The following is a 23,647-nucleotide window of genomic DNA, read 5'->3' as shown; positions in this document are numbered from 1 at the left end:
CTCCCCTCAGTTCAGGTCGATGGTGGCGCCCTTGAGCACCAGCTGGCCCTGCGCCTCGATCGTCACCTTGCTGCCCTTCATCGACAGCTCGCCGCCTTCCAGCGTGATGCCCGTGCTGCTCTTCACCAGCACGGCGCCGTCGCTGGCGATGCTGACCTCCGCCTTGCCGGCGACGGCGATGCGCACCACCGGGTCGTCGTCCTGCAGCGTCACCTCCAGCGCGCCGCCCAGCGTCAGCAGGGTGCGCGGCGCCTCCTTCGATTGCAGCGTCAGATGCACGCCCTCGCCCTCGCCGGCATCGGGCGGCAGGACCAGCACGGCCTCGCCCGCCTGGTTCAGCGGCGGGCGGTCCTCGTCGTTGTAGAAGCTGGCGGTGATCAGCGGCGCGTTGACGTCGCCGCCGAGGAACTGCACCAGCACCAGGTCGCCCACATCGGGAATGGCGGCGAGGCCGATCCGCGCGGTGGCCAGCGGCACGCGCGCCAGCACCATGTCGTCGTCGCGCAGCCGCACGGTACAGGCGTAGTTGTCCTGGTCGCCCTCGGCGGCATGCGGATGCACCTCCTGCACCACGGCGAGCTCGGCGAGGCGCAGCGCGCGCAGCTCCTCGCGGATGATGCGGCGGATATCCTGGAAGGCCATGCCGGTCACAACAGGCCTCCCAATGCGGAAGCCAGGCCGCCGCCGCCACCGCCGGCCTCGGCGATGTCCAGCCGCGCGGTCAGGCCGTGGCGCGCGTCGAAGCGCTGCTCCAGCCGCGTGATCAGCCAGTTCCCATCGGCCGGGGTTCCCTTCAGTGCCACCAGCGCACCGGGGCGCAGCTGTGGCGCACCCTGCACCAGCAGCCGGCCGAAACGCCGCTGCCGCGCCTCCGCCCGAGACCGCGCGCCCAAGAGCCCGGCCACTGCCTGCGGCGCCGTCAGCCAGGGCGCCGCCAGGCGGCGCTGCGGCGTGCCCTCGCCCGAGGCGGCGCGCAGCGGCCCGACCTGCTTGCGAAGCCAGGACCAGGCCTCGCCGCCGCCGGCATCGGCCGCGCCGGCGCCATCGACCAGCAGCGCGCCGGCATGCGGCAGCCGGTCCACCAGCCGCATGTCGAGAATGTCGACGCCGAGCGTGAAGGTCGCCAGCGCCTCGCCTGTGGCGGTGTCGTCGAGCAGCGCCAGCCTGCCGTCCTCGTCGAAGCCGGCGAGCCGGCCGGCCGAGGCCGCCAGTGCCGCGACATGCTCGTAGAGGCTGCGGCGGTCATCGGCGACATAGCGCGGCAGGCTGCGGCCGAGGCTGCCGACGGCGCTGTCCACCCCTGCCTGCTGCGCAAGATCCCCGATGATCGCCCCGGCATCCTGATTGGCATAGCTGCGGCTGAGGCGGCTCTGCGCCAGGATGCGACCGCCATTGCCGGCCAGCGCTCGCAACAGCCCGTGGCCGCGCTGCTCCACCGCCTCGACGCGGCAGGGGAAGCGGGCGCTGGCATCGGCCGCCGCCAAAGTGATGCTGCCGGGATCGCCGGCCGCGAAAGGCGGTGCGCCCTCGGGCAGCAGCAGGAACTCGGCGCTGTCGACCTCCGGCGCCAGGCTGCGCACCAGCCGCAGCGAGATCAGGCGATCCGCCAGCGCCGCCGCATCGCCGCCCAGCCCGAGTGCCGAGGCCGCATCCGAGAGGGCGCCGAGCATGCCGCCGCCCTCGCCGGCGGCAGGCGCAAAGTCAAGCGCCACCCGGGGCCGCAGGATCGCCGGCTGCGTGCCGCCGGCAAGCGAGGGAAGCTCGAGGTCCATCACCCGTTCCCCGACTTGTACCAGCGGCGGCTTCTGAGCACGCCATCGCCCTCGACATCCTGGAAGACAAAGGGGATGGCGATGCTGGTATCCGGCTGGCCGGATCCGTTGTCGGCCAGGACGTGCATGTGCAGGTGGTTGTGGAAGCTCATGCCGGTGTCGCCGGCGAGGCCGATGATCTGGCCCTGTGTCACCGCGGTGCCGTTGCCCGCGCTCATCGATTCCTGGACGGGTGCTGTGCCGCCGAAGGCCCGCGTCACGCCGCCGGTCGAGAGATGGCCATAGACCGCGTAGGTGACGCGGGGGCCGGCACCGGCATCGTCATGCACGGGATCGGGCGTGCCATGCCGGATGATGATGAAGTTCCAGTCGCTCTCGTCGCTGTCGGGGATGCTTTCGACGAAGGACCACACGACGCCGGCGCGGGCACAGGCGATACCGGCGTCGAAATCGTGTCCGAAGTCGTAGGCATAGGTCTGCTGCGTCGCCGAGGCGCCGCCGGTCAGATTCGCGTTCGACAGGTAGTTGTGGCTGAACAGGCCGAGATTCGCCTGGATGACGAAGAGCGACTGGTCCTTCGAATAGGGCAGGAGATAGGGCGAGGGCGCCTTCTCCTTGCTGGGATAGCCCGGGAAGCTGCCGCCACCGGGGCGGTACCGGCCGCCATCCGTGTCGTTCTCCTTCAGCAGGTAGTTCAGCACCCAGAACAGCAGGAAGCTCTTCAACGCCGAGGTGCCGACGCTCTCCAGCCAGAGCCTCCAGTCCAAGCGCCGCGCCGTGACCTGCGCCAGCAGCGCGCCGCTGCTGCCGGCGGCGATGCCGGTCAGCGCCGAGCCGAGCAGCCAGTAGCCCAGCATGGCGCGCTCGCGGTTGGCGCCGGCGCCCGCCCGGCCCCAGAGCATGATGGAATAGTCGTCGCGGCGGTAGAGCGACTGCAGCAGCATGCCGAAGGCGAAGTCGGCCACGCCGGTCAGGCCGTCCTGCTTCAGCCGGTTCGCCGGCTCCTTCGTCGCATCGGCAGGCACCTCGTGATTGACCAGCGTGATCACGTCGAGGATGACGTCGCGGATCATGCCCGTGGTCTTGGCCGGCCCGGCGACGCGGACAATGTCGGTCAGCACCACGGTCAGCCAGAACTTCAGGCAATTGCCGAAAGGCGCCGCCGTGTGCAGGCCCTGGAAGGAGGCGGCGAAGACCGCGAGGCCCTTCGGCCCGATCGCCGAATCATGCCAGCGGCCGAAACCGCGCGCGCCGGAACCTTCTTCCAGGAACCAGGCGCCGGTCGGCCGGCCGAAGAGGATCTGCTGCAGCGTCTCGGCGATCTCCACGCCGCCGGCGATGGCGTTCTGCGCCTGGTGGCCTGGTTGCATCTGCAGCAGATGCCACAGCGCCTTGCCAGCTTCCGATCCCGTGCCGAGGATCTGCGCGAAGCCCTCGCAGACCCCGGCAGAGATGGCGTTGCAGGCGAAGCCGAGCCGCCCCGGTACCGCCGCGCCGAAGATCGCCGCCTGATCCCAGGTGACGCTGTCACCCGCCAGCAGCGGCTTGTCGTCGCACAGAACGAAGCGGCGATCGGCGCTCACAAAAACCTGCTGCCGCGGCCAGGCCAGCAGGCCGCCGGCCGTCTTGCCGATCCAGGCGCCGGCACCATCCGCCACGCCTTCGAACAGCGCCGGAAAGGCCGCGTCGAGCACCTTCCGGTTGAACATCAGCAGCGAGCCGTCGGCGAGATACCTGTCGCGCAGATCGCGCAGCTCCGCGCTGAGCGCGTCCGGCTCCAGCACGGGAAACTGCGCCAGCATGCCCCGCTTGTCGATCAGCACGAGGGTCTGCATCGCCTGGTTGACCGCCGCGAGGGCCAGCAACTGCGTGGCGCGATCCGGATCGGCATCCGTACCGGCCGCGTCCAACGGCGACAGCAGGACCGGATCCAGCGCCTCCCGAAGCGCCCGCGCCAGATCGGTGCGCGCTTCCTGCAGCAGCGTCAGCAGACCGCGCGGATCCTTGAGGTCGGACAGGCCATAGAGCGGAAGATCCTGATCGGCCAGCAGCCAGCTGGCATACCAGGCGTAGTTCGCGCTGCTCTCGAGCGGCACCACGCCGGCGCCTACGGGCTGCGGCGTCGGGCGCAACGCCGCAATAACGGCGCCGGACACCTCGGTCGCGGCCTCCATCGCGTCCAGGGCGCATTCGATCTGTGCCAAGGCGTCCTGCAGACCGGCGCGGGCCAGGCAATCGAAGGCGAGGCGCGCCAGCGGCTCCAGATCCAGCGGCGGCAGCACCACCCCGTTCAGGCGCAGCCGCAACCTGGTGCAGATGGCGGCAAGAAGACGTTGCCGGCGCCGCTGCTCCGGCGTGCTGCCCGGGGCCGGCGTCGCGAGCTTCACCAAGGCTGCGTCCAGCGCGGCTGTCAACAACGCCAGCAGCTGATCCGGTGCCAGCTGCAATTCATCCTGCACCAAGGCGCGCAGCTGATCGACAAGCCCCCGCACCTTCGGAAGGGTCAGGCCGTCAACGAGAGCGCGAAGATCGCGCAGCATCTGGCGCATCCGCGCCGGAATGCCGGTCGGATCATCCTCGATCGCGGCGACCGATGTCGCCATGCGCTGGATCCAGTCGCGCAGGGGCGAGATCAAGCCGTCGGCGCGGGCACTTGCCGCGCCCAGCCGCGGCTCCAAGGTGGCGCGCAGATGCGGCTCGATCGAGAGAAGCGCCTCCCGCAGGATCTGCGGCAGGGGTCCGCCTTGCGCGGCATCCTCGGCCAGCAGCGCTGCCAGCCGCAGGACATCATCGGCCAGCGCCGCCTCGGCATCCGCTGCCGGCTGGCCGAAGGTCTGAGGCTGCAGCAGGGCGTTGCGCAGAGCCATGGCGCTATCCCACCGCCAGGCCAGCGGCGGCGGAATTGCTCGAGGGCCGGGCCGCCCAGAGCGACTTGTAGGCCGTGTTGACCCTCCCGAGCTCCTCGCGCAACGCGTCGTCCAACCCCTGCATCGCGGCGATCAGCGAATCGATCACCGGCGTCAGGTCGAGCGCGTCGACCATCGGCAGGATGGTCTCGTCGAAGAGCGGCTGGAGCAGATCGGCAACGAGCTTCTGCGGATCGAGCGCTCGCAACTGCTCGACCATGCCGGCATAGGCATCGTCGATGGCCGCGATCTCTTCCGGCGGCAGGATGGCTTCGAGGCTGATGGCGTCCAGCACCGCCGCGAATTCGCGGTCCAGGGCGATGGCCAAGGGCCTGGGACCGAGCGCCGCGATCTGCCCGCGCACAGCGCGGAAGGTGTCGTCCAGCGCTTCGCGCAGGAAGCCGAGATCGATGCTGCGCAGCGTATCGACAACCTGCTGCACCGCCTGCGCGATCGCCTGAAATGAGGCGGGACCTGTCGCCAGATCGCCGACGCCGTCCTGCAGCTTCTGCCGCACGGCCATCAGCACCTGCGCCAGGCCCTGCAGCGGCGCCAGGGCGGCCACCAGACGCGCAAAGAGAGGCCGCAGGAATGCCAGGGCGGCATCCAGCCCATCCTTCAGTTCGGCCCGCAAGGCGGCCCGGCCGGCGGCGGAGGCGGCGACGGCGGTCAGCCCCCCTTCGGCGCCATGCAGCAGGCTATCCCAGCTGCCCTGAAGGCTCTGCATCGCTGTACGGCTGGCCGCCAGTGCGGCGGCAAGCTGACCAGCGGCGCGAAGCGCCCCGGTCTGGGCCGGATCAAGAGGATCGAAGGCCGCGACCGCTGCCTGAACCTTGGAGCGCAGCACCCCAGCCGGCAGACCGGCCACCAGAGGGCGAAGCCGCTGCTGCAGCGCCACCATCGCTGCCAGATGCTGCGCAGGATTCAGGGCACCGAGCGCCACAACAAGCGGCGCCGCCAGACTGTCGTGCTGCGCCAGAAGATCGGCATGTCGTGTCGCCTGCAGCGCGCTTCGCAGATCTTCCAGCGCCTGGTCCACTGCACCACCGGCAGGAATTGCGTCGAAGCGCTGCAAAGCCGCGTCGCGCCAGGCATCGAGCTGTGCATTGGCATCGGTCAGCGCCGTCACCGCATCGATCGCCTGCGCCATGCAGGAGGAGGCCTCCGACAGCATGTCGTGCAGCGCCTGGATCGTGCCGAAGACGCCGTTGAGCTCGGACATGGCAGCATCAACCGGCAAGGCGGCAATGGCGTCCTGGATCGTCTTTTCCACCGCCGCTTCCATCGGGGCCAGCACGGCGTCGGGCGAGAAACCGTCCAGCGCATTCAGCAGCGAGTCGAAGGCGGCATTGACCGGCGCCAGGGCCTCAGAGGGCTTTACGCTGCTCCGCAGGCGGCGCTTCTGGCGATCCAGCTCCTCGCGCACCCCGTCCAGCAGGCTGCTGGGGACGAAGCCTTCCAGCGTCTGCAGCATCTGCTGATAGGGCGCCCCCAGGGTCTCGCCAACAAGGCTGCCAGGATCGAAGCTGCGGATCTGGTCGAGCACCTCGCGCGGCTTGTCACGTACCGCCATCAGCACGACGATCGGCCCTTCCTCGACCAACTCCGCGAAGTCGTCGATCAGCGGGTCAGTGACGGGCTCCAAATCCGGCGGCAGGACCTCCAGGGCCGCGTCGAGCATACTGCTGACCGCGCCATTCAGCGGCGTCGACTGTAGTGCGCGCAGGCCCTTGGTCATCGTCTCGATCAAGGTGACGACCTCGTCGGTGACCGGCGTGAAGGAGAGATTGGCCAGCAGCGCGGCGACCTCGTCCAGCGTCGCAAGCAGCTCGCGGATTGCGCCACCCAGCGCCGGGTCTTCCAGCACGTTTGCGATGCTGTCGATGACCTGCTGCAGGGCCGCGGTGATCGCCGCAGCGTCGAGCAGCGCCAGGGCCTGCTCCAAGCCGTCGACCGCCGCGGTCAGGCCTTGCCGCATCGGTGCGAAAGCATCGCCGACGCCTTGCCGCAGCGCAGTGCCGGTCTGAGCGATGCCCTCCTGCAGCCTGGCCTGAAGCGTGGTGAGGCCCGCAGCCGCCACCGCCTGCTCCACCCCGGCAAAGGCGGCGCGCGTCTCGATTGCCAGCGTCGACAGCGCGCTGCTGACGGCATCGGCAATGGCCTGTGCCTCCTCAGCGACCTCGCCCACAGGGCCGCTCAGTGCCGAGAAATTCAACGCCTCTGCCAAATCCTCGGCGAGGTCGATCAAGGGTGCGAGCAAGGCGGCCACCGCATCGGCCTCAGGCGTATCGCCCGGACGCAGTGCAGGGATCTGCGCCACGCTGCTCGACAGGTCCAGCGGCTCCAGCTGCACCACGAGATGCAGCAGGGCATCCAGCATCGCCTGCGACGTGTCGGTCACCCGCGGCAGCAACGGCTGCAAGGGCACGACGAAGGTCGGATCGAGTGCTGCACGCAGCGCCACCCAACCATCCACAGCCGCCTGCATGGCATCGGCGGCCGCTTCGATGTCTGCCGTCGCCTTCGCGCCGATCGCGGTGGCCAGCGCCTCACCCGCCGACCGGTAGGCTTCGGCAAAGGCCTGGACGTCGCCGACACGCAGTGCGGGAACGAGCGCCGTCAACGGCGTGAGCGTGGACGCCAAGCGGTCAGGGCCGGCTTCCTGCAGCCGCTGGCGCAGCGCATCGAGGCTGCCTGCCAGATGCGCGGCCACGCCATCCGCATCGAGCCTCATCCAACGGAGAGCGGTCTGCAACGGCTGCAGCACGTCATCGAGAAGCGGCACGCCGCCGACAAGCACGCGGCTGCGCTCATCCGGCAGCGTGCCACCCAGCAGGTGCTCCAGCAGTGATCCGGCCGTCAGGGGCTGCGGCAAGGCCTGAAGCATGGACTGCGTCGTCGCCACCTGCGCCGACACCTGTTGCAGCCTTTGGCCCGCCGGCGAAGTCGGCTTCGCCTCCGCGACATCGTCCGCGCGGCACCGCAGATCCAGCGCGCCAAGCTTCTCCACCGCCTGCGCCACGGCCAGCGCCTTGTCCAGCAGCGGTGCCAGACGATCCTGCAGCAGGGTGGTGAAACCGGCCAGCTGACCGGCAGCGCCTGAGGTCAGCGCGCCGAGATCCGCAGGCAGTGCGACTTTCGCCGCGCCAAGCGCCGTGACGAAGCTCGGATCGATCGGCAAAGGCAGCGGCGCCAGCGCGGCGATGCGCGCCATGACATCGGTGACGCCGCTCGACCTGCCGTCAGCCAGGGCCGCGGCCGCCTCCGCGGCGGCCTGCAGCTTGGCGACCTCACCGGCCAGGCTTTGCTGCAGCGGCGCGGCATCCAGGCTGGCAGCGAGGTTGTCGATCAGCGTCGGCATGGTCAGCTTCCGCCGAACAGCGCTTGCAGCCTGCCGCCGATCTCGCCGAGGCGGTCGATGGCGGCGCTCGCCTCGTCCGTCGTGCCGCCGAGCAGCGCCGAGGGATCGGAGAAGTCGGGCAGATCCGCCAGCGCATCCAACGCGTCGAGCGCCGAGGTCACACCCTCGACCAGGGCGCCAGCCTCGGCCATCAGATCGCCGGCGATGCCGCCAAAGGGGTCGGACGGCGGCGGAGGCGGGGGGCTTTCACGCAGCCGTAGGCGATAGCCGAGCTCGCCCGGGCGGTCTCCGCGTAGCTCCAGCACCAGATGCTCGATCAGGACATACTGGATGTCTGTCGCCTCGGTGATGTCGGCAACGAAGGTCAGCGGTTCGGCGGCGGTGAAGCGGCGGCGCGCCTCCCGCATGAAAGGCGCCGTCTCCTCCTCGGCGTAGAGCGCGCCTGCGATCTCGATCACTGCGGCCTCGGCGTCCAGGTCCTGGAACAGGCTGCCGCGCCGGCCGGGGACAGGAAATTCGGCGAACTTTCGGGCCTCCTCGCTGCGCATCATGGCGATGCGGGGCACCTCCCAGTCGCCGAGCATCGGGACGACGGTCATGTGAGCGACACCCCATGACGCCAGGCCGCCTCCCGAAGCGGATCGGCATCATCGTCGAGGCCTTGGGGGATCTGCCGTCGCCGGGACAACGGCGCAGGAATGAAGGCGGCATCTGGCCCCGTCGGAGGCCTGGCATCTGCCGAAGCTGCGTCTTGGTCCTGGCTGGCGGAGGTGAGTGCCGTGGCCTTGGAAGCCGGCGGAAGCTCAGCAATCTTTGCCGATCGTGGCGCTTCGTGCACATCGCCGCGCGGCATCACAGATGGCCTCGATATGACCTCCGCGCCTTCGTTCCGGCTTGGCGCATGACCGAAGGGTGGCCATGGATTGGCCGTCGGCATCTGATCCGACGTTGCAGACAGCGGCACGCTGCAGTCGTCACGGCGCGCCGAGGCACGCCGCTCCGCAAGATCATGCGCCTTCGCATCAGACGTCGCGGCGACACTGCCGGCTCTCTCTGGCAACGGCAAAGGGCGCAGCTGAATTGCATCAGACCGGTCGGGGCGCCTCTCCCGACCGGCATCGCGCTCGGAGTGGGGCAGCTTCGGCACATGCAACGCCCCGTATGACGGGCGACCTGTTCCAATGCCGCCGACACCGCCGCCGTCAACCTGCGAAGAGTGTGGCCCGTCGTCCGCCGCCTGCATCTCAGACCCGGCCCGGTAAGCCAGGCGCGGTCGGGATGCCGGCGCCTCCGGCCCTCCTGGCCTTCCACTCGACATCTTTGGCCTGCTGCTCGTCGGCGATGGCCTGGCCCTCGGCGCAGCAAGTGTCGGCGCGCCACCCCCCTTTCCCGCCAGAAGCGCCGCCAAGGTCTGGTGCGACGCCGGCGCCAGCAACTCCTCCGGCAGCCCGTCGAACACCAATGCCTCTTCAGCCCGAGCCAGCAAGCCAAGCAGCCCGCACGATGGCCGCCTCAAGCGGCGCGCCAAGGCCATCGCCTGGCGCAGCTCGGCGGGGATGGCGCCGCGCATCTCAGGCCCCTCCGCGCAGCGCGGCGACATGGAGCATGACCTCGCCCATGGTCAGCCGGCCAATCTCATCGGGAGTCCAGCCGAGCTCACGGCTCAGCAGCACGGAGGCCCGGGCCAGCGGATCCTGCAGCGCCTGCAGAACCTCTTCCTCCGTCGCGGTGATGCCGCTGACACGGTTGATCTCGCGCAACAGGATCTGCATCAGGCCGGCCGGCAGCGCATGGACCTGCTCCAGCGTCAGGCTCGGCTCGACCAGTGCCTGGCGCAGCATCAGCGCCGCCGCCAGCTCCTCGTTGTCGCGGGAGGCCCGGGAAATCAGCTTGAGGTCCCGCACGGTCAGCGCCCGCAGCTGCACGGCGCGCTCCGCCTCCGCCCGCCCTGGCAGCAGGCGCTCGGGCAGCGTCACCGCATGCAGGACGGCGCCGCCCGCCAGCAGGTCCTCGGCGCGCAGCATCGGTCAGCCCTCGGTCACGGTGACATAGAGGGCCTGGAAGTCGACCTGCTCCATGAGGAAGTCGTCCTCCGGCAGGGTGTAGACCCAGCTCTTCAGCTTGACGTCGTGCAACGTCAGGACATTGCTCGCGCCGCTCGCCGGATTGGCGACGCGCAGCGTCACGTTGAAGGCCGGGTGCATCCAGTTGGCGGCAGGACGGCTGCCGGCGGCCTCGCCCAGCAGCAGGCCGAGCAGCGCCCCGTTGAGATAGGCGCGGCCGAAGGTGCCGCAGACCGTGACATTGCCGGCGCGCAGCTGGGTCGCATAGCGCTGGCCGATCTCGTGATAGGCGCGGATCTCGGAGCGCACCTCGACCCGCGCATCGCGCACGCGGCCGACCGTGGTCAGCGCCTGCGCGTCGATCACCGCCTGCGCCGCCTCGCCCTCCTTGCCCTGCGGCGCCGAGAGCAGGATCGCGCCATCCGCGCCGGTATAGACATCGGTGTTCATGGCCCGTTCCTTATTGCAGCACGATGGTGACGGCGACGAAGTCGATGCTGAAGGTGGGCTGCAGCAGCACGCTGACGACGGCGCGGCCCTCGATCTCGTCGCGCCGCGTGGCCGTGACCTCCAGCTGATAGGCGGTCAGCTGCTCGTCGATCCGCATCGAGGTCAGGAAGCCGTCGATCGCGCCCGCCAGCGCTGCGCGCACCCGCTCGTTGTTCAGATTGCCGATGAAGGGATCGGAGGCCTTGCGGATTCCGGCCTTGGCGAAGTCGACGATTCGGCGCGTCGTCACCTGGGTGAAGCCGGCATTGTCGGTGGTCAGGCCGCGCACCACGCGGATGCCGCCGCGCTGCTCCAGCGCCATGGTGCGGTTCTGCGTCAGCCCGATGCGCTGCGCATAGGTGTAGCGCTGCGTCAGCCGGGTGACGCCGGGCAGCACCTTGTTGGTCGGGCTGACATGCGGCGCCAGGCTGGACAGCAGACCCGCCACGGGGCCCGCCATATAGGTGCCCGGCAGCGCCAGATCCGTGTCGGGATCGGCGGGATTGAAGATGAAGTAGCCCGGCGCCGTGAAAACAACGCGGTCGTCGGTCGGCGCCTGGTCTTCCACCGCCGCGGCATCGGCGCCGTCGCCGCCGATCACCGCCATGATGTCGTGGCCGGCATTCTCCGCCGTCTCCAGGATCGGCGGCAGCACGGCGATCGCCTGGGCGGTGGTCAGATCAGGCGCCACCAGGATCTGCACATCCTCCTTCACCAGCTCGTTGAAGGCCGCGGTGTAGGCAGCCTGGTCGGCATTGTTGGCGACGCCGCGGGCGAAGACCGTGCGCGCGCCGTTGCGGTAGAGCTCGCCCAGCATGCCGGCGAGGTTCAGCGCGCCACTGGCGACAGCCGGCGTGCCGAAGGCGGCCTCGACCTCCGCCGCGGTCGACAGCGTGACCGTGGCGCCGCCGCCCGTTCCGGTCTTGCCGACGATGCCGATATTGCCAGCAGAGATCCCGCCGACGCCGATCAGCCCCTCCGACCGGACCCGGATATAGGTCCCCGGCAGGACCAGATTTGCACTGACAAAGGTTTCCGCCACGTGGCCCTCCCGTTCCGATGCTAGAGGCGCGTCACACTCAGCCGGCCGAAACGCGCCTTCGCGTTGCGGCAACAGAAGAATCCAATGGCGCCGGCCGGCGGCAGCGCATCATCGCGGCCGCTGAGCACGATGCGGTCGTCGATGCGCAGGGTCGCGGCGCCGCCCACCACCAGCAGGTTGAGGCGCATCCAGGTGGCGGACGCGTAGCCCCGGCCGGTGGCGACGCCATCCTCGGCGAAGGGTTGCCCCGCACCGGCACGACGGCGCGCCAGCAGCCGCCAATCGCCCGGGCGATCCAGCAGCAGGCTGCCGAAGTCGTCAGCGCCGGCGAAGCGGAAGACCAGGCCGATGCCGCCATCGCCATCCGATCGGATCTCTGCCTGCACAGCGAAGTCGGTGAGCGGACCGCCGGCCGCGGCATCCTTCAGCAACAGATAGGTGCCCTGCTGGCTGCCGTCGGGTGTCGCTGCCCCGGCACCGCGGGCCGAGCTCTGGCGGATCTCGCGCGAGCCTGCATGCCAGGTCCAGGCGCCTGCCGGGCCACCCACCGCCGCATCCACGGGCGCGAAGTCCGCCATGGGATTCTGCGCGAAGCCGCTTGCGTAGACACGCCGCGCCGACCGGCCGAGCGGCGCCGGCACCAGCCCCTGTGCCACCTGCTCGATGACGCCTTCGCCAGTGTCGGGTGTCGGGCGATGCTCGTAGAGCACGGCAAAGTGCAGGTCGCGCCCTGCCGCGAGGGCGATGCCATCGGACGGCACCAGCGGCGGCTCCAGCAACGGCGAACGCGCGACGCGCAGGAGGCCCTGGCTGCGTGAACTCGTTGGATCGGCGCCGATGATGTCGGTCGCTGCTCGCTGCTCGGCCTCCAGCAACGCCGCGGTGGAGGACGCGAAGATGCGCACCACCACCTGCGCCTCGATCCGCCGCGCGAAGCACTCGGCGCGTGGCGCTGCATCGATGCCGATGAAATCGCCGAGCCCCGCTGCGCGCAGCCGCGTCGGCGTCACATGCACCTCGGGCGCGAGGGCCGGATCCTGCGGCGGCGTCAGCATCGCGCCGATCTGCGCCGCCAAGGCGCTGACCGCCGCGGCCACACTGCCGCTCACGGTGCGCGCTCCGGCCCGCCGGCGCGGGCGATTCCTCGCTGCATCCTGCGCTCCCCTCCCCCGTCGCGATGCCCTGCGGCACGTCCAGGCCCGTTCCGCCCGCACGCTAGCGCCGCTTTCGCCTCATAACGAATAGTAAACAAGAATTTGATGATCGTTGCGGAAACCGTCCGGTTGTTTTGTTTTCCCGCAGAGGCTTTACATTCTGCGCAACCAAGACCGGCCGCGTTCAGGCTTGCCAGCAGGGGCACGCCCGCGCTAACGGCGTTGGATGAACGCCCGGCAGCTCGAGATCTTCCGCGCCATCATGCGCAGCGGCACGCTGACCTCGGCGGCGCAGCTGCTCAATGTCTCGCAGCCGGCGATCAGCAAGGTGCTGCGCCATCTGGAAGACCAGCTCGGCTACAAGCTGTTCGAGCGCGTTGGCGGCAGGCTGCATCCGACGGCGGAAGCGCAATTGCTCTTCATCAATGCCGACAGGGTCTTCCGCGAGATCGAAACCGTGCGCGACCTTGCCATCCGCATCCGTGAGCGGCGCATCGGCCTGCTGCGCATCGGCGCCAGCGCGCCGCCCAGCTTCGCTGTGCTGCCGGCGACGCTGGCCGCCTTCCGCAAACGGCATCCCGGGGTGAAGGTCATCCTGCGCACCCTGCCCGCCGAGGAGCTCGCGGAAAAGATCCTCGTCGGTGACATCGACCTCGGCCTGACCATGTCCTCGATCCGCGTGCCGATGGTGCAGGCGGAGCTGCTCATGACGACACGCGTCGTGGCGCTGATGCAGGAAGACTCGCCGCTGGCGCGGAAGGCGGTGATCACGCCGGCCGACCTCGCCGACCAGGTGCTGATCTCCTACGGCTCGCATGCCGATGTCGGCGTGCCGCTCGATGCTGCCTTCGACAGGGTCGGCATGCCGCGCACCATCGGCATCGAAATCTCGCTGGCCATCTCGGCGCTGCCGCTAGTTCAGGCGGGGCTGGGCGTGGCGCTGGTCGACGGGCTGCTGCCCTGGACACGCTTCCCGGGCGTCACCGTGCGGCCCTTCGAGCCGCGCGTGCTGATGAGCCTCAGCCTGGTGACCTCCGGCACGCGGCCGGCCAGCCGCTTCGTGCGCGACATTTCCGACGACATCCGCGCGGCCATCGCCGCGCTGCCCGCCGATGCGACAGCGCCGAGCGTAGCTACGTCTCGGTCGGATCGTAGCCGAGCGCGACGGACATGAAGGCCGAGGCACCCACCATGTCCGGCACCATGACGCGAATGGTGTAGCCGTCCAGCCGCTCCACCTGCGGCAGCAGCGACAGGGTGTCGGCCGGCGGGCGATGCTTGAACTCGACCTCGAGCGCGATCGGCCCGTCGATACGATACGGCTTGAAGGCGCCGATGCGGCCAATCGCGCGGCGTGTCATGGCATCGATCTCTTCACAGGCCGCGGCCGGCGTCAGGCTGCGCGCAGCGAGATGACCATAGGCCCATTTCACCACTGCGGCCTCGACATCGCCGGCGAAGCCGCGCGTCTCCTCGACGAAATGGGAGTCACCGGAGATGCCGATCAGCGGCACACCGAAATGACCCATCAGCGGGTGGTAGAATCCGGCCTCGGAGACAGTCCCGCCGTTCAGCCGCACCTCGCGCACCACGAGGCTGCGCATGGTGTGGCCCAGCACGCCGGAGCGATGCGTGCTGCCGGTGTGCCAGCCGATGAAGAAGGCGCCGTCGAACTTGCCCTCGTTGACCCCGCCGACCATGCCGAGCGGCCGGCGCACGCCCTGTACCAGCTGCACCCGCTTCGGCAGGCGGTCGATCAGGATGTTCTGCGAGTTGTAGTGGCTGTCGCAGGCCACCACCTCTTCCGCGCCCATGGCGAAGGCGGCCTCGGCAGCCGCGGCGACGCTGTCGGTCATCCAGCGCCGCGCCGCCTCGTAGTCGATGCCCGGCGGCAGGCTCTGCTGCCGGGTGACGACGCCGGCGATGCCTTCGATATCCGCCGAGATATAGATCCGCATGATTCAACGCCCCTGATGCGCCAGGGTCGCGCGGGTATAGTCGTAGCCGCTCGCCTCATAGGTGACGCCGCGCCGCGTCGCCCAGGAGTTGGTGAGCTGGTAGAGCGGAATGATGGCGACGTCGGTCATCGCCTCGGCCACCGCCTGGCGCTGCAGCGCCTCGCGCTGGGTGTCGTCCAGCGTCGTCACCGCGCGCTGGATCAGCGCGTCCAGCGCCGGGTTGGAATAGCCCGAGCGGTTGAAGCTGCCGGTCAGCTTGGCGCGGTCGTTGCTGGCGATGACGCTGATCAGCGGATGGCCGGCATGGCCCGGGCTGGCCCAGCCCCACATGCTGATCGGAAACTCCATGCGCGCAGAGCGGGGCGAATAGACCGAGAGCGGCATGGTCTCGATGGTGGTCTGCACGCCGATGCGGGTCCACATCTGCGCGATGGCCTGCGCCGCGATCGGGTCGGTCGGCCGCGCATTCTGCGACACCGGCAGCACCATACGGAAGCCGTCCGGATAGCCGGCCTCGGCCAGCAGCTTCTTGGCGGCGTCGGGATCGTTGGCAGGGACGGCAATGTCCGGGTTGTGCGCGAAAAGGCCCGGCGGCAGGAACTGACCGGCCGGCGTCGCGGTGTTCTGCATCACCCGCTCGGCCAGGCCCTCGCGGTTGATGGCGATGGAAAGCGCCTGGCGCACCCGGCGATCGCGCAGCGGATTCTCGGCCAGCGGCTGGCCGTCATGGCCGGTGATCATCGGCGCGACGGCGGCCGACTGGTTGGGCGCCAGGTAGACCAGCCGCCACCCTTGCGCCGAATAGACAGAAATTTTCGGATCGGTGCGGAAGCGCGGCAGGTCGTTGGGCGAGGGCAGGTCGATGATGTCGACACTGCCCGACAGAAGCGCCGCCGAGCGCGCACCGGGATTGGGGATATAGCGGAAGGTGACGCGGTCCCAGTCAGGCTTCGGACCCCACCAGGCCTCATTGCGCGTGAGCTCCGCCTCAATGCCTGGCGAGAAGCGGCGCAGCACGAAAGGCCCCGTGCCGATCGCGGCCTTGAGCGAATTGTAGTCCTCGGTCGCAGCCGTCGCGCCGATGCTGTGCGAGACGATGCCGACGACCGACAGGTCGACCGGCAGGCTCGGCGTCGGCGCCTCAGTGTGCAGGCGGAGCGTCAGCGGGTCGACGATCTCGACGCGGCGGATCGAGCGGATCTGGCCGGCGTAGCTCGCCGTCGCATTCGGAACGTTGGGCAGGCGCGCGAAGGTGAAGGCAACATCCTCGGCGGTGAAGGGCGTGCCGTCGCTGAAGCGAACATCGGGGCGCAGCCGCAGCTCCCACGTATGGTCATCGATCGGCTTCCAGCTGAGCGCAAGCCCGGGTGCCACGGCGCCATCCGGGCGGCGATCCGTCAGGGTGTCGAAAACATTGTACGTCAGCGTCTGGGTCGAGGTGCCCTGGTTGAAATGTGGATCGACGGAAGCGGGGGCTGCACTGATGCCCAGGGTCAGCATGGTCTGCGCCTGAGCAGGCAGCGCCGCGCCGAGCAGCAGCGCCGCCAGCAGGACGGGTGTGCGGAGAGGCTTCGACATCATGCGCGGGCTCCTGGACAGTGGGAGAAGTTCACGGACGTCGCTTCTGCATATAGAGCGACGGGTCTGGCAAAGGGCGGAAGCCGAGCGCGGCGTAGACCCCATGCGCGTCGCGCGTCGCCAGCATCCAGTTGCGGATGCTGGCCAGATCCGGGTGCTCAAGCGCTGCCGCGCTGATCGCCCGCCCCAGTCCCCGACCGCGATGCGCGTCGAGCACGAAGACGTCGCGCAGATAGGCGAAGGCGGCGCCGTCGGTCACCACGCGCGCGAAACCGGCCAGGCTGCCATCGGCCGCATAGGCACCGAACGGCAGCGAGCCGGCGACGGCACGCTCGACCATGTCGCGCTCGATGCCCGGGGACCAATAGGCCTCTTCGTGCAGGAAGCGGTGGATGGCGTCCATGTCCAGCCGCGCGCGGTCGGTGGAGATCAGGAATTCGCCATGCTGTCGCGTGAAGATCCCGGACTCGAAGGCCAGCGGCGTCATGCGAAGCGCCCGATGTGGAAGGGCGCCAGCGGCGTCGTCGTGCTGCCGGTCGCGATCAGCTCGGCCATCACCTCGCCAACACCGGGGCCGAGCTGGAAGCCGTGGCCGCAGAAGCCGAAGGCGTAGAAAAGACCAGAAACCTTGCCGCTTGGTCCCATCACCGGCCGGTCGTCGCGCAGATAGCCTTCGACGCCGCTCCAGGTTCGGATGATGCGCAGCGCGCCGATCGCCGGCACCATGCGGCGCAGCTGGGAAAACTGCTGCAGGGTGATCTCCGGCATCACCTTGGCGCGGCGGGTGTCGAGGTCGGCCGGACCATGTCCAGTGCCGCCGAAGACGATGTTGCCGCGGGTCACCTGGCGCAGATAGACCACTTCGCCCACGGTCTTGGTTGTCACGCCCAGCACCGGATGCAGCGCATAGGGCACCGGCTCGGTGACGCCCATCTGCGGGCCCCGCGCGATGATCGGCACGGCCTCGCCAAAGCTTGCTGCGATGCGCCCCCCCCAGGCACCGGCGGAGACCTGCAGCACCGGCGCGCGCCAGACCTCGCCGCCGGCGCTTTCCAGGCGGAAGCCAGTGGCCTCGCACTCGATGGCGACCACATCGCAATTCTCGACGATGCGGGCACCATCGCGTTTCGCCGCGCGGGCAAAGGCAGGCGCCACCAGCCGCGGATTGGCATGTCCATCCTCGACCGAGAAGGAACCGCCCAGCACTTCCTGCGACAGCCAGGGATAGCGGTCGCGCGCCGCATTGCCGCCGATGATCTCGAGCTCCAACCCATAATTGCGGGAGCCGTCGCGATACTCTTCCATCATCGCCAGATGCTCGGGGCGATAGGCGACGCGCAGATGGCCGGTGGGCAGGAACTCGACATCCTCGCCCAGCAGTTCGGGCAGGCGCGACCACAGCAGGCGCGAACGGTTGGCCAGCGGCAGCTGCGGCAGGAAGCGGCCCTGGCGGCGGACATTGCCGAAATTGACGCCGCTGGCCTGCTGGCCGCAAAGGCCGCGCTCGAGCAGCGTCACCGAGACGCCGCGCTGGCGCAGGAAGAAAGCGGTCGCCGCGCCCATCATACCGCCGCCCAGGATCAGCACGTCGCTTTGGTTCACCGCCGCCATCACGGCGTCTCCACCTCGATGGCGACGGCCAGCGGCTTGACCGGCGCAGCGCTGCGGATGCGGCCGGCAGCCTGCATCGGCTCGCCCCGCGCCGCCGCCAGGATTTCGGCACCCGCGATGCCGCAGAAGCGGCCCTGGCAGCGGCCCATGCCGACGCGGGTGAAAGCCTTGGCGCGGTTCATCTCGGGCGCCTCCAGCGCGGTCGCGCTGCGGCGCAGCGTGCCGGCGGTGATGGCCTCGCAGCGGCAGACCAGCGTGTCGTCCGACAGTTTCGCGATGATGTCGCCGGGCCAGGGGAAGGCGACGGCGAGGCCCTGGCGGAAGCGTTCCATCCGCGCCAGGCTACGGCGCAGCTGTTCCGCGTCGATGCCCGCCGGCGGCGGCAGGCCCAGATCCTGCAGCACCGCCCGCGCGGCCAGCTTGCCGCCCAGCTCCGCGGCATCGGCGCCGGCCAGCCGCACGCCGTCGCCGGCGAGATAGACACCGTCCACCGAGCTGCGGCCATCGGCATCGATGCGCGGCAGCCACTGCCGGCTGACCTCGTCGAAAGCGAAGGTGCAGCCGGCAAGATCGGCCAGCTGGCTTTCCGCCCGCAGATGCCAGCCCATGCCGACGGCATCGCCCTCCAGCCGCTGCTCGCGCCCGGCGGCATCGCGGAAGACGAGGCCGGAGACGCGCGAATCCCCTTCGATGCGCAGCGGCGCGACGCCGTGATGCACCGGGACGCCGGCGCGCTTCAGCCGCCAGAGCAGCGCTGCGCCCTTGATCAGCAGCGAGGGCCGAACCGCCATTAGCGGCAGCGCCGCGCGCCGCGCCGCGGCCGGCGCGGTGTCCAGCACCGCCGCGACCTGCGCGCCGGCTTTCACGTATTGCGCGGCCACCAGATAGAGCAGTGGACCCGATCCGAGGAAGATGACGCGGCGACCGATGGCGCAGGCCTGCGCCTTCAGCGCGATCTGCGCGGCGCCCAGGCTGAAGGTGCCTGGCACTGTCCAGCCCGGGATCGGCAGCAGCCGGTCGGTCGCCCCCGTCGCCAGGATGATACGGTCGAAATCCAGCCGATGCGCGCGGCCGCCGCGCTCCACCTGCAGCGTGCCGTCGCGCAGCTGCCAGGCCAGGCTTTGTGGCCAATGCTCGATGCGGCCGCGCAGCGCCGAGAAGGCGCCATGCACCGCGCGCGCCCGTCCCGCCTCGGTGCCGTAGAGCTCTTCGGCGCGGCGGCGGAATCCGGCGGGCTGGCGGCGATAGATCTGCCCGCCATTGTCCGCGGCTTCGTCGATGACCACGGGGCGCAGCCCGGCGGCGACCAGCACTTCTGCGGCGCGGGTGCCCGCAGGCCCGGCGCCGACCACGATCACCCGAGGCGCGGCCATGGAACCTCCCGCGTTACGATGCGCAACCCTGCCGTCACCGGCGTGCTGCAGGCGCGCAGCCGCGTGCCCTGCTCGGTCCAGACCCAGCAATCCTGGCAGGCGCCCATCAGGCAGAAACCCGCGCGCGGCCCGTCGCCGAATTCCGACTGGCGCAGCGCAGCGCCGTGCAGCAGCACCGCGGTCAGCACCGTGTCGCCTTCCAGCGCCGTGACCACCTGGCCGTCCACCGCCAGGGTGACGCTGGGTCGCACCAATTCATCCAGCCGCTGCAGCAACGGCCCTGCCCCGCCCATCATCCTGCGTCCCGCAACATCCCTGTCTCCGCGTGCAGCATCGGCCAGCATCCGGCGCCGGGTCCAATCGCTTTCGCGCGGGAGAGCAAAACCTAGGGTTATGGGAAAGCTGCCATCCAGCGGAAGGGACACGCCCTGTCGGGGCCACGTTCCGGTGCGACCATAACCTCGGGTTTGCCCTCGCGTGCCAAAAGTCATTGGCCGCGCGGCCGCCCGGCATGGCAGTCAGCGGGGCAGGACAAGGAGAGACGCATGGGCTGGCGGGTTGGCGTGGATGTCGGCGGATCCTTCACGGATTTCGCCGCGCTGGACGAAGCGAGCGGCCGCCTGGTCACGCTGAAGGTCTTTTCCCGCCCCGACGCGCCGGGCGCCGAGATCGAGGCCGGGCTGGCGCAGCTCGCCGCGCGCCACGGCGTCGAGGCCAGCGCCGTCGACGACTTCACCCATGGCACGACGGTCGGCATCAACACCGTCATCCAGCGCAACGGCGTCCGACTGGCGCTGCTGACCACCGCCGGCTTCGAGGATGTCCTCGAGATGGCGCGGCTGAAGATCCCCGAGATCCACAACCTCTATTCGACGCGGCCGGCGCCGCTGGTGCCGCGCGACCGCGTCTTCGGCATCCAGGGCAGGCTGCGCGCCGATGGCAGCGAGCATCTGCCGGTCGACCGCGCCAGCGTGGAAGCCGCGCTGGAAGGCGCCCGCGCGACCGGCGCCGAAGCCATCGTCGTCGGGTTGATGCATTCCTGGCGCAGCGATCTGCACGAGCGCCAGGTGGAAGCCATCCTGGCCGAGCTGGCGCCGGGCATGCCGGTGTTCCGCTCCGGCGCCATCTGGCCGATCATCCGCGAATACGAGCGCAGCATCACCGCCTGCATCAGCGGCTATGTGCAGCCGCGCGTGGCGCATTACCTCGATCGCTTTGCCGCGACGCTGTCGGGCCTCGGCGTGCCGGCGGCGCCGCGCATCACCAAGTCCAATGGCGGCGTCATGGGCATCGCCCAGGCCAAGGCCGAATGCGTGCAGATGGTGCTGTCCGGCACCGCCTCGGGCGTCATCGGCGCCGGCTTCATCGCCCGCGAATGTGGCTTCCCGCGGCTGCTGACGCTCGACATCGGCGGCACCAGCGCCGATCTCGCCGTGCTGCAGCAGGGCGAGGCCGAATACGGCACCGGCGAGATCATCGGCGACTTCCAGATCTTTATTCCTTCCGTCTCGGTCACCTCCATCGGCCAGGGCGGCGGGTCGATCGCCTGGGTCGATGCGCTGGGCGTGCTGAAGGTCGGGCCGCGCAGCGCCGGCTCCGCCCCCGGCCCGGCCTGCTACGGCAAGGGCGGCCAGGAACCCACGGTGACCGACGCCGCCGCCGTCTGCGGGCTGATCGGCCATTCGGCGCTGGGCTATGACGCGGTGCGGCTCGACCTCGACGCAGCCCGCGCCGCGGTGGGCAGCGTCGCCGAGAAGCTGGGCTGCAGCACGGAGGAAGCCGCCGCCAGCATCCTCGATCTCTCGGTCAGCGCCATGTATGCCGATGCCAGCGGGCTGATCTCGCGCTTCGGCCTGGATGCGCGCGACTTCCAGATGCTGGCCTTCGGCGGCGCCGGGCCGATGCTCGCCTGCTTCCTGGCGCGAGAGTTGAACCTCGCCGGCGTCGTGGTGCCGCCGACGCCGGGCGTGCTCAGCGCCCTCGGCGGCCTGGTCGCCGACCTGAAGAGCGATTTCATCCGCACCATCTACGCGCCGCTCGCACCCTCGAGCCTTGCCCTGCTGCAGGACAGCCTGGCCGCCATGCGCAGCGAGGCGCTCGCCTGGCTGTTGGAGGACCAGGGCTACGAGGGCACGCCGCGCATCAGCCTCTCGGCCGAGCTGCGCTACCAGGGCCAGTCCTTCGAGGTCGACACGCCGCTGCAGGAAGGCTGGATCACCGACGGCGACCTGGCCGCGATCCGCGCCGCCTTCGACGCGCAGCACGAGAAGCTCTATGGCCATGCCGATGCCGGCGCCCCGGTGCAGGTGGTGACGCTGCGTCTGGTCATCGCCGGCGCCAGGCCGAAGCCGGCCCTGCCCCGCCTCGCCGCCGCCACGACCCCGGCCGAGCCCGCGGCCGAAGTGTCGACCTATCTCGACGGCACTTGGAAAAAGGTCCCGCTGTACCAGCGGCAGACCCTGCTGGCTGGCCACAGCTTCGCCTCGCCCGCCATCATCGCCCAGCCGGATTGCACCACCTGCATCCCCGCCGGCTTCTCGCTCGCCGTGGACGACCACGGCAACCTCCTGATCACCCCTCCGGCGCGCTGAGAGGATCCCGCATCATGCCGATCGATCGCCGCAGCCTGCAGATCCTGGCCAATCACTGCGGCGCCGCCGCCGACGCCATGGCCTTCACCCTGATGCGCACCGCGCATTCCACCTTCGTCAAGGAAACCGAGGATTTCTCCTGCACGCTGCTGACGGCGGCAGGACAAGCCTTCGCCTCGCCGCGGCGCTTCGGCGCGCCCTGGTACAGCGGCATCGACTACGGGCCGATGATCGCGCTGATCGCCGATTACGAAGACGGCGACATCTGCATCTGCAACGACCCCTATAGCGGCCATGTCGCCACCCACACGCCGGACCTGCATATCTGGAAGCCGGTCTTCCGGGATGGCGTGCTGGTCTGCTTCGTCGGCGGCCATATCCACAACACCGATATCGGCGGCGCCGTGCCCGCCTCACTGTCGCGGACGCTGACCGAGATCGAACAGGAAGGCATCCGCGTCCCGCCGCTGAAGCTGTTCTCGGGCGGCCGCATGAATGACGACGTGCTGCGCATCCTGCGCCTCAACGTCCGCGCGCCGGAGCAGAACTGGGGCGACCTGAAGGCGCAGATCGCCTCGGTCAATGTGGGCGAGCGCAAGATCCAGGAGATCATCGGCCGCTTCGGGCTGCAGACCTTCCGCGACGGCATCGAGGCCATGCTGGACTATGCCGAGGCCCAGGCCCGCGCCGCCATCCGCCAGATCCCCAACGGCGACTACTTCTTCGCCGATTTCGCCGACGAGGATGGCGAGGGCGGCGTGCCCTGCCGCGTGGCGCTGACGCTCCGCGTCGCCGATGACAGTGTCGAGCTCGACTATACCGGCAGCGATCCCCAGGTCGCCGCCTCGCTGAACATGCCGCTCGGCGGGCGGGAGCGGCATCCGCTGGTGCATGTCGGCCTGACCTATGTGCTCTTCACCCTCGATCCCACCATGCTGCTCAACGCCGGTACCCTGCGGGCGGCGCGGGCGGTGCTGCCGGAAGGCTCCGTCGTCAACTGCACGGCGCCGGCGGCGGTGGGGATGCGCTCGCTGACCTGCATGCTGACGCAGATCGTCACCTTCGGCGCCTTCTCGCTGGCCATGCCGGGGCGGATGCCGGCGACCTCGCCCGGCGGCAATTCCATCATGAATGTCCGCACGGCGGGCGCCGATGGGCGGCCGGTGATGGCCTCGATCGGGCCGGTCGGCGGCGGCGGCGGCGGCACGCCCACGGCCGACGGGCCGAACGGCGCCGGCGGCGCCCAGGCCTTCCTGAAGAACACCCCGATCGAGATTTCCGAAGCTGAGGTGCCGATCCTGTTCCACCGCTACGGCCTCTGGCCGGACAGCGCCGGGCCGGGGCAGCAGCGCGGCGGGCTGTCGGCGGTGATGGAGTTCCAGGTCTTCGCCCCCGGCACCGTGGTCACCGCGCGCAACCGCAACCGCTCGGTCTTCGCCTCCTGGGGCGTGCTGGGCGGGCGGGCCGGCGCGACCTCCCGCTTCCTGCGCAATCCGGGCACGCCGCAGGAGCTCAGCCAAGGCAATACCGACATCATGCGCTGCGGCCCGGGCGACATCATCCGCGTCGTCGGCGCCGGCGCCGGCGGCTATGGCGACCCCTTCGCCCGCGACCCGGAGAAGGTCGCCGAGGATGTGCGCTGCGGCTTCGTCAGCAGCAAAGCCGCCGAGGCCGATTACGGCGTGGTGCTGCGCGACGGCGCCGTCGACCGCGCCGCCACCGCCCTGCTGCGCGGCGCCCGCCCGGCCC

Annotated in this window: 18 protein-coding genes; 3 read left to right on the top strand and 15 right to left on the bottom strand. The window is 70.0% G+C overall.

Going from position 1 to position 23,647, the window contains the following annotated elements; genetic code table 11:
* Positions 1-6 precede the first annotated feature (6 nt).
* The 9 genes from BKE38_RS02830 to BKE38_RS02790 form a co-directional block, all read right to left on the bottom strand.
* A complete protein-coding gene (locus BKE38_RS02830; RefSeq protein WP_076955858.1) occupies positions 7-642 on the bottom strand; it encodes a phage baseplate assembly protein V in 636 nt (211 codons plus the stop codon).
* Between the two features lie 5 nt (positions 643-647).
* Complete coding sequence (locus BKE38_RS02825) at positions 648-1,772, bottom strand: hypothetical protein (protein ID WP_076955857.1); 1,125 nt, start codon at positions 1,770-1,772, stop codon at positions 648-650.
* Positions 1,772-4,639: a M23 family metallopeptidase gene (locus BKE38_RS02820; RefSeq protein WP_076955856.1), complete on the bottom strand. Its 2,868-nt coding sequence runs from the start codon at positions 4,637-4,639 to the stop codon at positions 1,772-1,774. Before BKE38_RS02820 ends, BKE38_RS02825 begins: the two co-directional genes overlap by 1 nt.
* A 4-nt stretch (positions 4,640-4,643) precedes the next feature.
* Positions 4,644-8,039 (bottom strand): hypothetical protein, encoded by a 3,396-nt coding sequence (locus BKE38_RS02815; protein ID WP_076955855.1) that lies wholly within the window; start codon positions 8,037-8,039, stop codon positions 4,644-4,646.
* A gap of 2 nt (positions 8,040-8,041) precedes the next feature.
* Positions 8,042-8,638 carry a hypothetical protein gene (locus BKE38_RS02810; protein ID WP_076955854.1) on the bottom strand — a complete coding sequence of 199 codons (597 nt, stop codon included), beginning with the start codon at positions 8,636-8,638 and terminating at the stop codon, positions 8,042-8,044.
* A 972-nt stretch (positions 8,639-9,610) separates the two neighbouring features.
* On the bottom strand, positions 9,611-10,063 hold the full coding sequence (locus BKE38_RS02805; protein ID WP_076955853.1) for a hypothetical protein: 453 nt from the start codon (positions 10,061-10,063) through the stop codon (positions 9,611-9,613).
* 3 nt (positions 10,064-10,066) lie between these two features.
* Entirely contained in the window at positions 10,067-10,552 is a 486-nt protein-coding gene (locus tag BKE38_RS02800) for a hypothetical protein (RefSeq protein ID WP_076955852.1), read from the bottom strand.
* Positions 10,553-10,562: 10 nt separating this feature from the next.
* Positions 10,563-11,633: a phage tail sheath C-terminal domain-containing protein gene (locus tag BKE38_RS02795; protein WP_076955851.1), complete on the bottom strand. Its 1,071-nt coding sequence runs from the start codon at positions 11,631-11,633 to the stop codon at positions 10,563-10,565.
* Between the two features lie 20 nt (positions 11,634-11,653).
* Positions 11,654-12,730 (bottom strand): hypothetical protein, encoded by a 1,077-nt coding sequence (locus BKE38_RS02790; protein WP_131829478.1) that lies wholly within the window; start codon positions 12,728-12,730, stop codon positions 11,654-11,656.
* A gap of 283 nt (positions 12,731-13,013) precedes the next feature.
* Between BKE38_RS02790 and BKE38_RS02785 the strand changes: the two genes are divergently transcribed.
* Positions 13,014-13,961: a LysR substrate-binding domain-containing protein gene (locus BKE38_RS02785; protein WP_076955849.1), complete on the top strand. Its 948-nt coding sequence runs from the start codon at positions 13,014-13,016 to the stop codon at positions 13,959-13,961.
* On the opposite strand, the gene BKE38_RS02780 is transcribed toward BKE38_RS02785, so the two are convergent.
* The 6 genes from BKE38_RS02780 to BKE38_RS02755 are packed head-to-tail and all read right to left on the bottom strand — an operon-like array spanning position 13,921 to position 19,558.
* The gene (locus tag BKE38_RS02780; RefSeq protein WP_076955848.1) at positions 13,921-14,745 is read right to left on the bottom strand and encodes a M55 family metallopeptidase; all 825 of its coding nucleotides are present in this window, start codon (positions 14,743-14,745) and stop codon (positions 13,921-13,923) included. The genes BKE38_RS02785 and BKE38_RS02780 overlap by 41 nt on opposite strands.
* 3 nt (positions 14,746-14,748) lie before the next feature.
* Positions 14,749-16,323, bottom strand: a complete 1,575-nt coding sequence (locus BKE38_RS02775; RefSeq protein WP_106409114.1) for an ABC transporter substrate-binding protein — start codon at positions 16,321-16,323, stop codon at positions 14,749-14,751.
* 31 nt (positions 16,324-16,354) lie between these two features.
* Positions 16,355-16,810 (bottom strand): GNAT family N-acetyltransferase, encoded by a 456-nt coding sequence (locus BKE38_RS02770; RefSeq protein ID WP_076955846.1) that lies wholly within the window; start codon positions 16,808-16,810, stop codon positions 16,355-16,357.
* On the bottom strand, positions 16,807-17,934 hold the full coding sequence (locus BKE38_RS02765) for an NAD(P)/FAD-dependent oxidoreductase (protein ID WP_207553470.1): 1,128 nt from the start codon (positions 17,932-17,934) through the stop codon (positions 16,807-16,809). Before BKE38_RS02765 ends, BKE38_RS02770 begins: the two co-directional genes overlap by 4 nt.
* The gene (locus BKE38_RS02760; protein WP_076955845.1) at positions 17,934-19,307 is read right to left on the bottom strand and encodes an FAD/NAD(P)-dependent oxidoreductase; all 1,374 of its coding nucleotides are present in this window, start codon (positions 19,305-19,307) and stop codon (positions 17,934-17,936) included. Before BKE38_RS02760 ends, BKE38_RS02765 begins: the two co-directional genes overlap by 1 nt.
* Complete coding sequence (locus BKE38_RS02755; RefSeq protein WP_242662141.1) at positions 19,289-19,558, bottom strand: (2Fe-2S)-binding protein; 270 nt, start codon at positions 19,556-19,558, stop codon at positions 19,289-19,291. Before BKE38_RS02755 ends, BKE38_RS02760 begins: the two co-directional genes overlap by 19 nt.
* Positions 19,559-19,852: 294 nt before the next feature.
* Here BKE38_RS02755 and BKE38_RS02750 point away from each other — a divergent pair, with 294 nt between their 5' ends.
* Entirely contained in the window at positions 19,853-21,898 is a 2,046-nt protein-coding gene (locus BKE38_RS02750; RefSeq protein WP_076955843.1) for a hydantoinase/oxoprolinase family protein, read from the top strand.
* 14 nt (positions 21,899-21,912) lie between these two features.
* On the top strand, positions 21,913-23,647 hold a 1,735-nt coding region (locus tag BKE38_RS02745; protein ID WP_076955842.1), incomplete at its 3' end, for a hydantoinase B/oxoprolinase family protein.

It is taken from the genome of Teichococcus deserti, from assembly GCF_001982615.1.
GTDB lineage: Bacteria > Pseudomonadota > Alphaproteobacteria > Acetobacterales > Acetobacteraceae > Pseudoroseomonas > Pseudoroseomonas deserti.
This window is presented reverse-complemented; position numbering and strand designations above follow the sequence as displayed.

Excerpts from the sequence above, each read along its gene's own strand:
- BKE38_RS02830 (WP_076955858.1), bottom strand. The coding sequence starts at position 642 with ATGGCCTTCCAGGATATCCGCCGCATCATCCGCGAGGAGCTGCGCGCG.
- BKE38_RS02825 (WP_076955857.1), bottom strand. The coding sequence starts at position 1,772 with ATGGACCTCGAGCTTCCCTCGCTTGCCGGCGGCACGCAGCCGGCGATC.
- BKE38_RS02820 (WP_076955856.1), bottom strand. The coding sequence starts at position 4,639 with ATGGCTCTGCGCAACGCCCTGCTGCAGCCTCAGACCTTCGGCCAGCCG.
- BKE38_RS02815 (WP_076955855.1), bottom strand. The coding sequence starts at position 8,039 with ATGCCGACGCTGATCGACAACCTCGCTGCCAGCCTGGATGCCGCGCCG.
- BKE38_RS02810 (WP_076955854.1), bottom strand. The coding sequence starts at position 8,638 with ATGACCGTCGTCCCGATGCTCGGCGACTGGGAGGTGCCCCGCATCGCC.
- BKE38_RS02805 (WP_076955853.1), bottom strand. The coding sequence starts at position 10,063 with ATGCTGCGCGCCGAGGACCTGCTGGCGGGCGGCGCCGTCCTGCATGCG.
- BKE38_RS02800 (WP_076955852.1), bottom strand. The coding sequence starts at position 10,552 with ATGAACACCGATGTCTATACCGGCGCGGATGGCGCGATCCTGCTCTCG.
- BKE38_RS02785 (WP_076955849.1), top strand. The coding sequence starts at position 13,014 with ATGAACGCCCGGCAGCTCGAGATCTTCCGCGCCATCATGCGCAGCGGC.
- BKE38_RS02780 (WP_076955848.1), bottom strand. The coding sequence starts at position 14,745 with ATGCGGATCTATATCTCGGCGGATATCGAAGGCATCGCCGGCGTCGTC.
- BKE38_RS02775 (WP_106409114.1), bottom strand. The coding sequence starts at position 16,323 with ATGTCGAAGCCTCTCCGCACACCCGTCCTGCTGGCGGCGCTGCTGCTC.
- BKE38_RS02770 (WP_076955846.1), bottom strand. The coding sequence starts at position 16,810 with ATGACGCCGCTGGCCTTCGAGTCCGGGATCTTCACGCGACAGCATGGC.
- BKE38_RS02765 (WP_207553470.1), bottom strand. The coding sequence starts at position 17,934 with ATGGCGGCGGTGAACCAAAGCGACGTGCTGATCCTGGGCGGCGGTATG.
- BKE38_RS02760 (WP_076955845.1), bottom strand. The coding sequence starts at position 19,307 with ATGGCCGCGCCTCGGGTGATCGTGGTCGGCGCCGGGCCTGCGGGCACC.
- BKE38_RS02750 (WP_076955843.1), top strand. The coding sequence starts at position 19,853 with ATGGGCTGGCGGGTTGGCGTGGATGTCGGCGGATCCTTCACGGATTTC.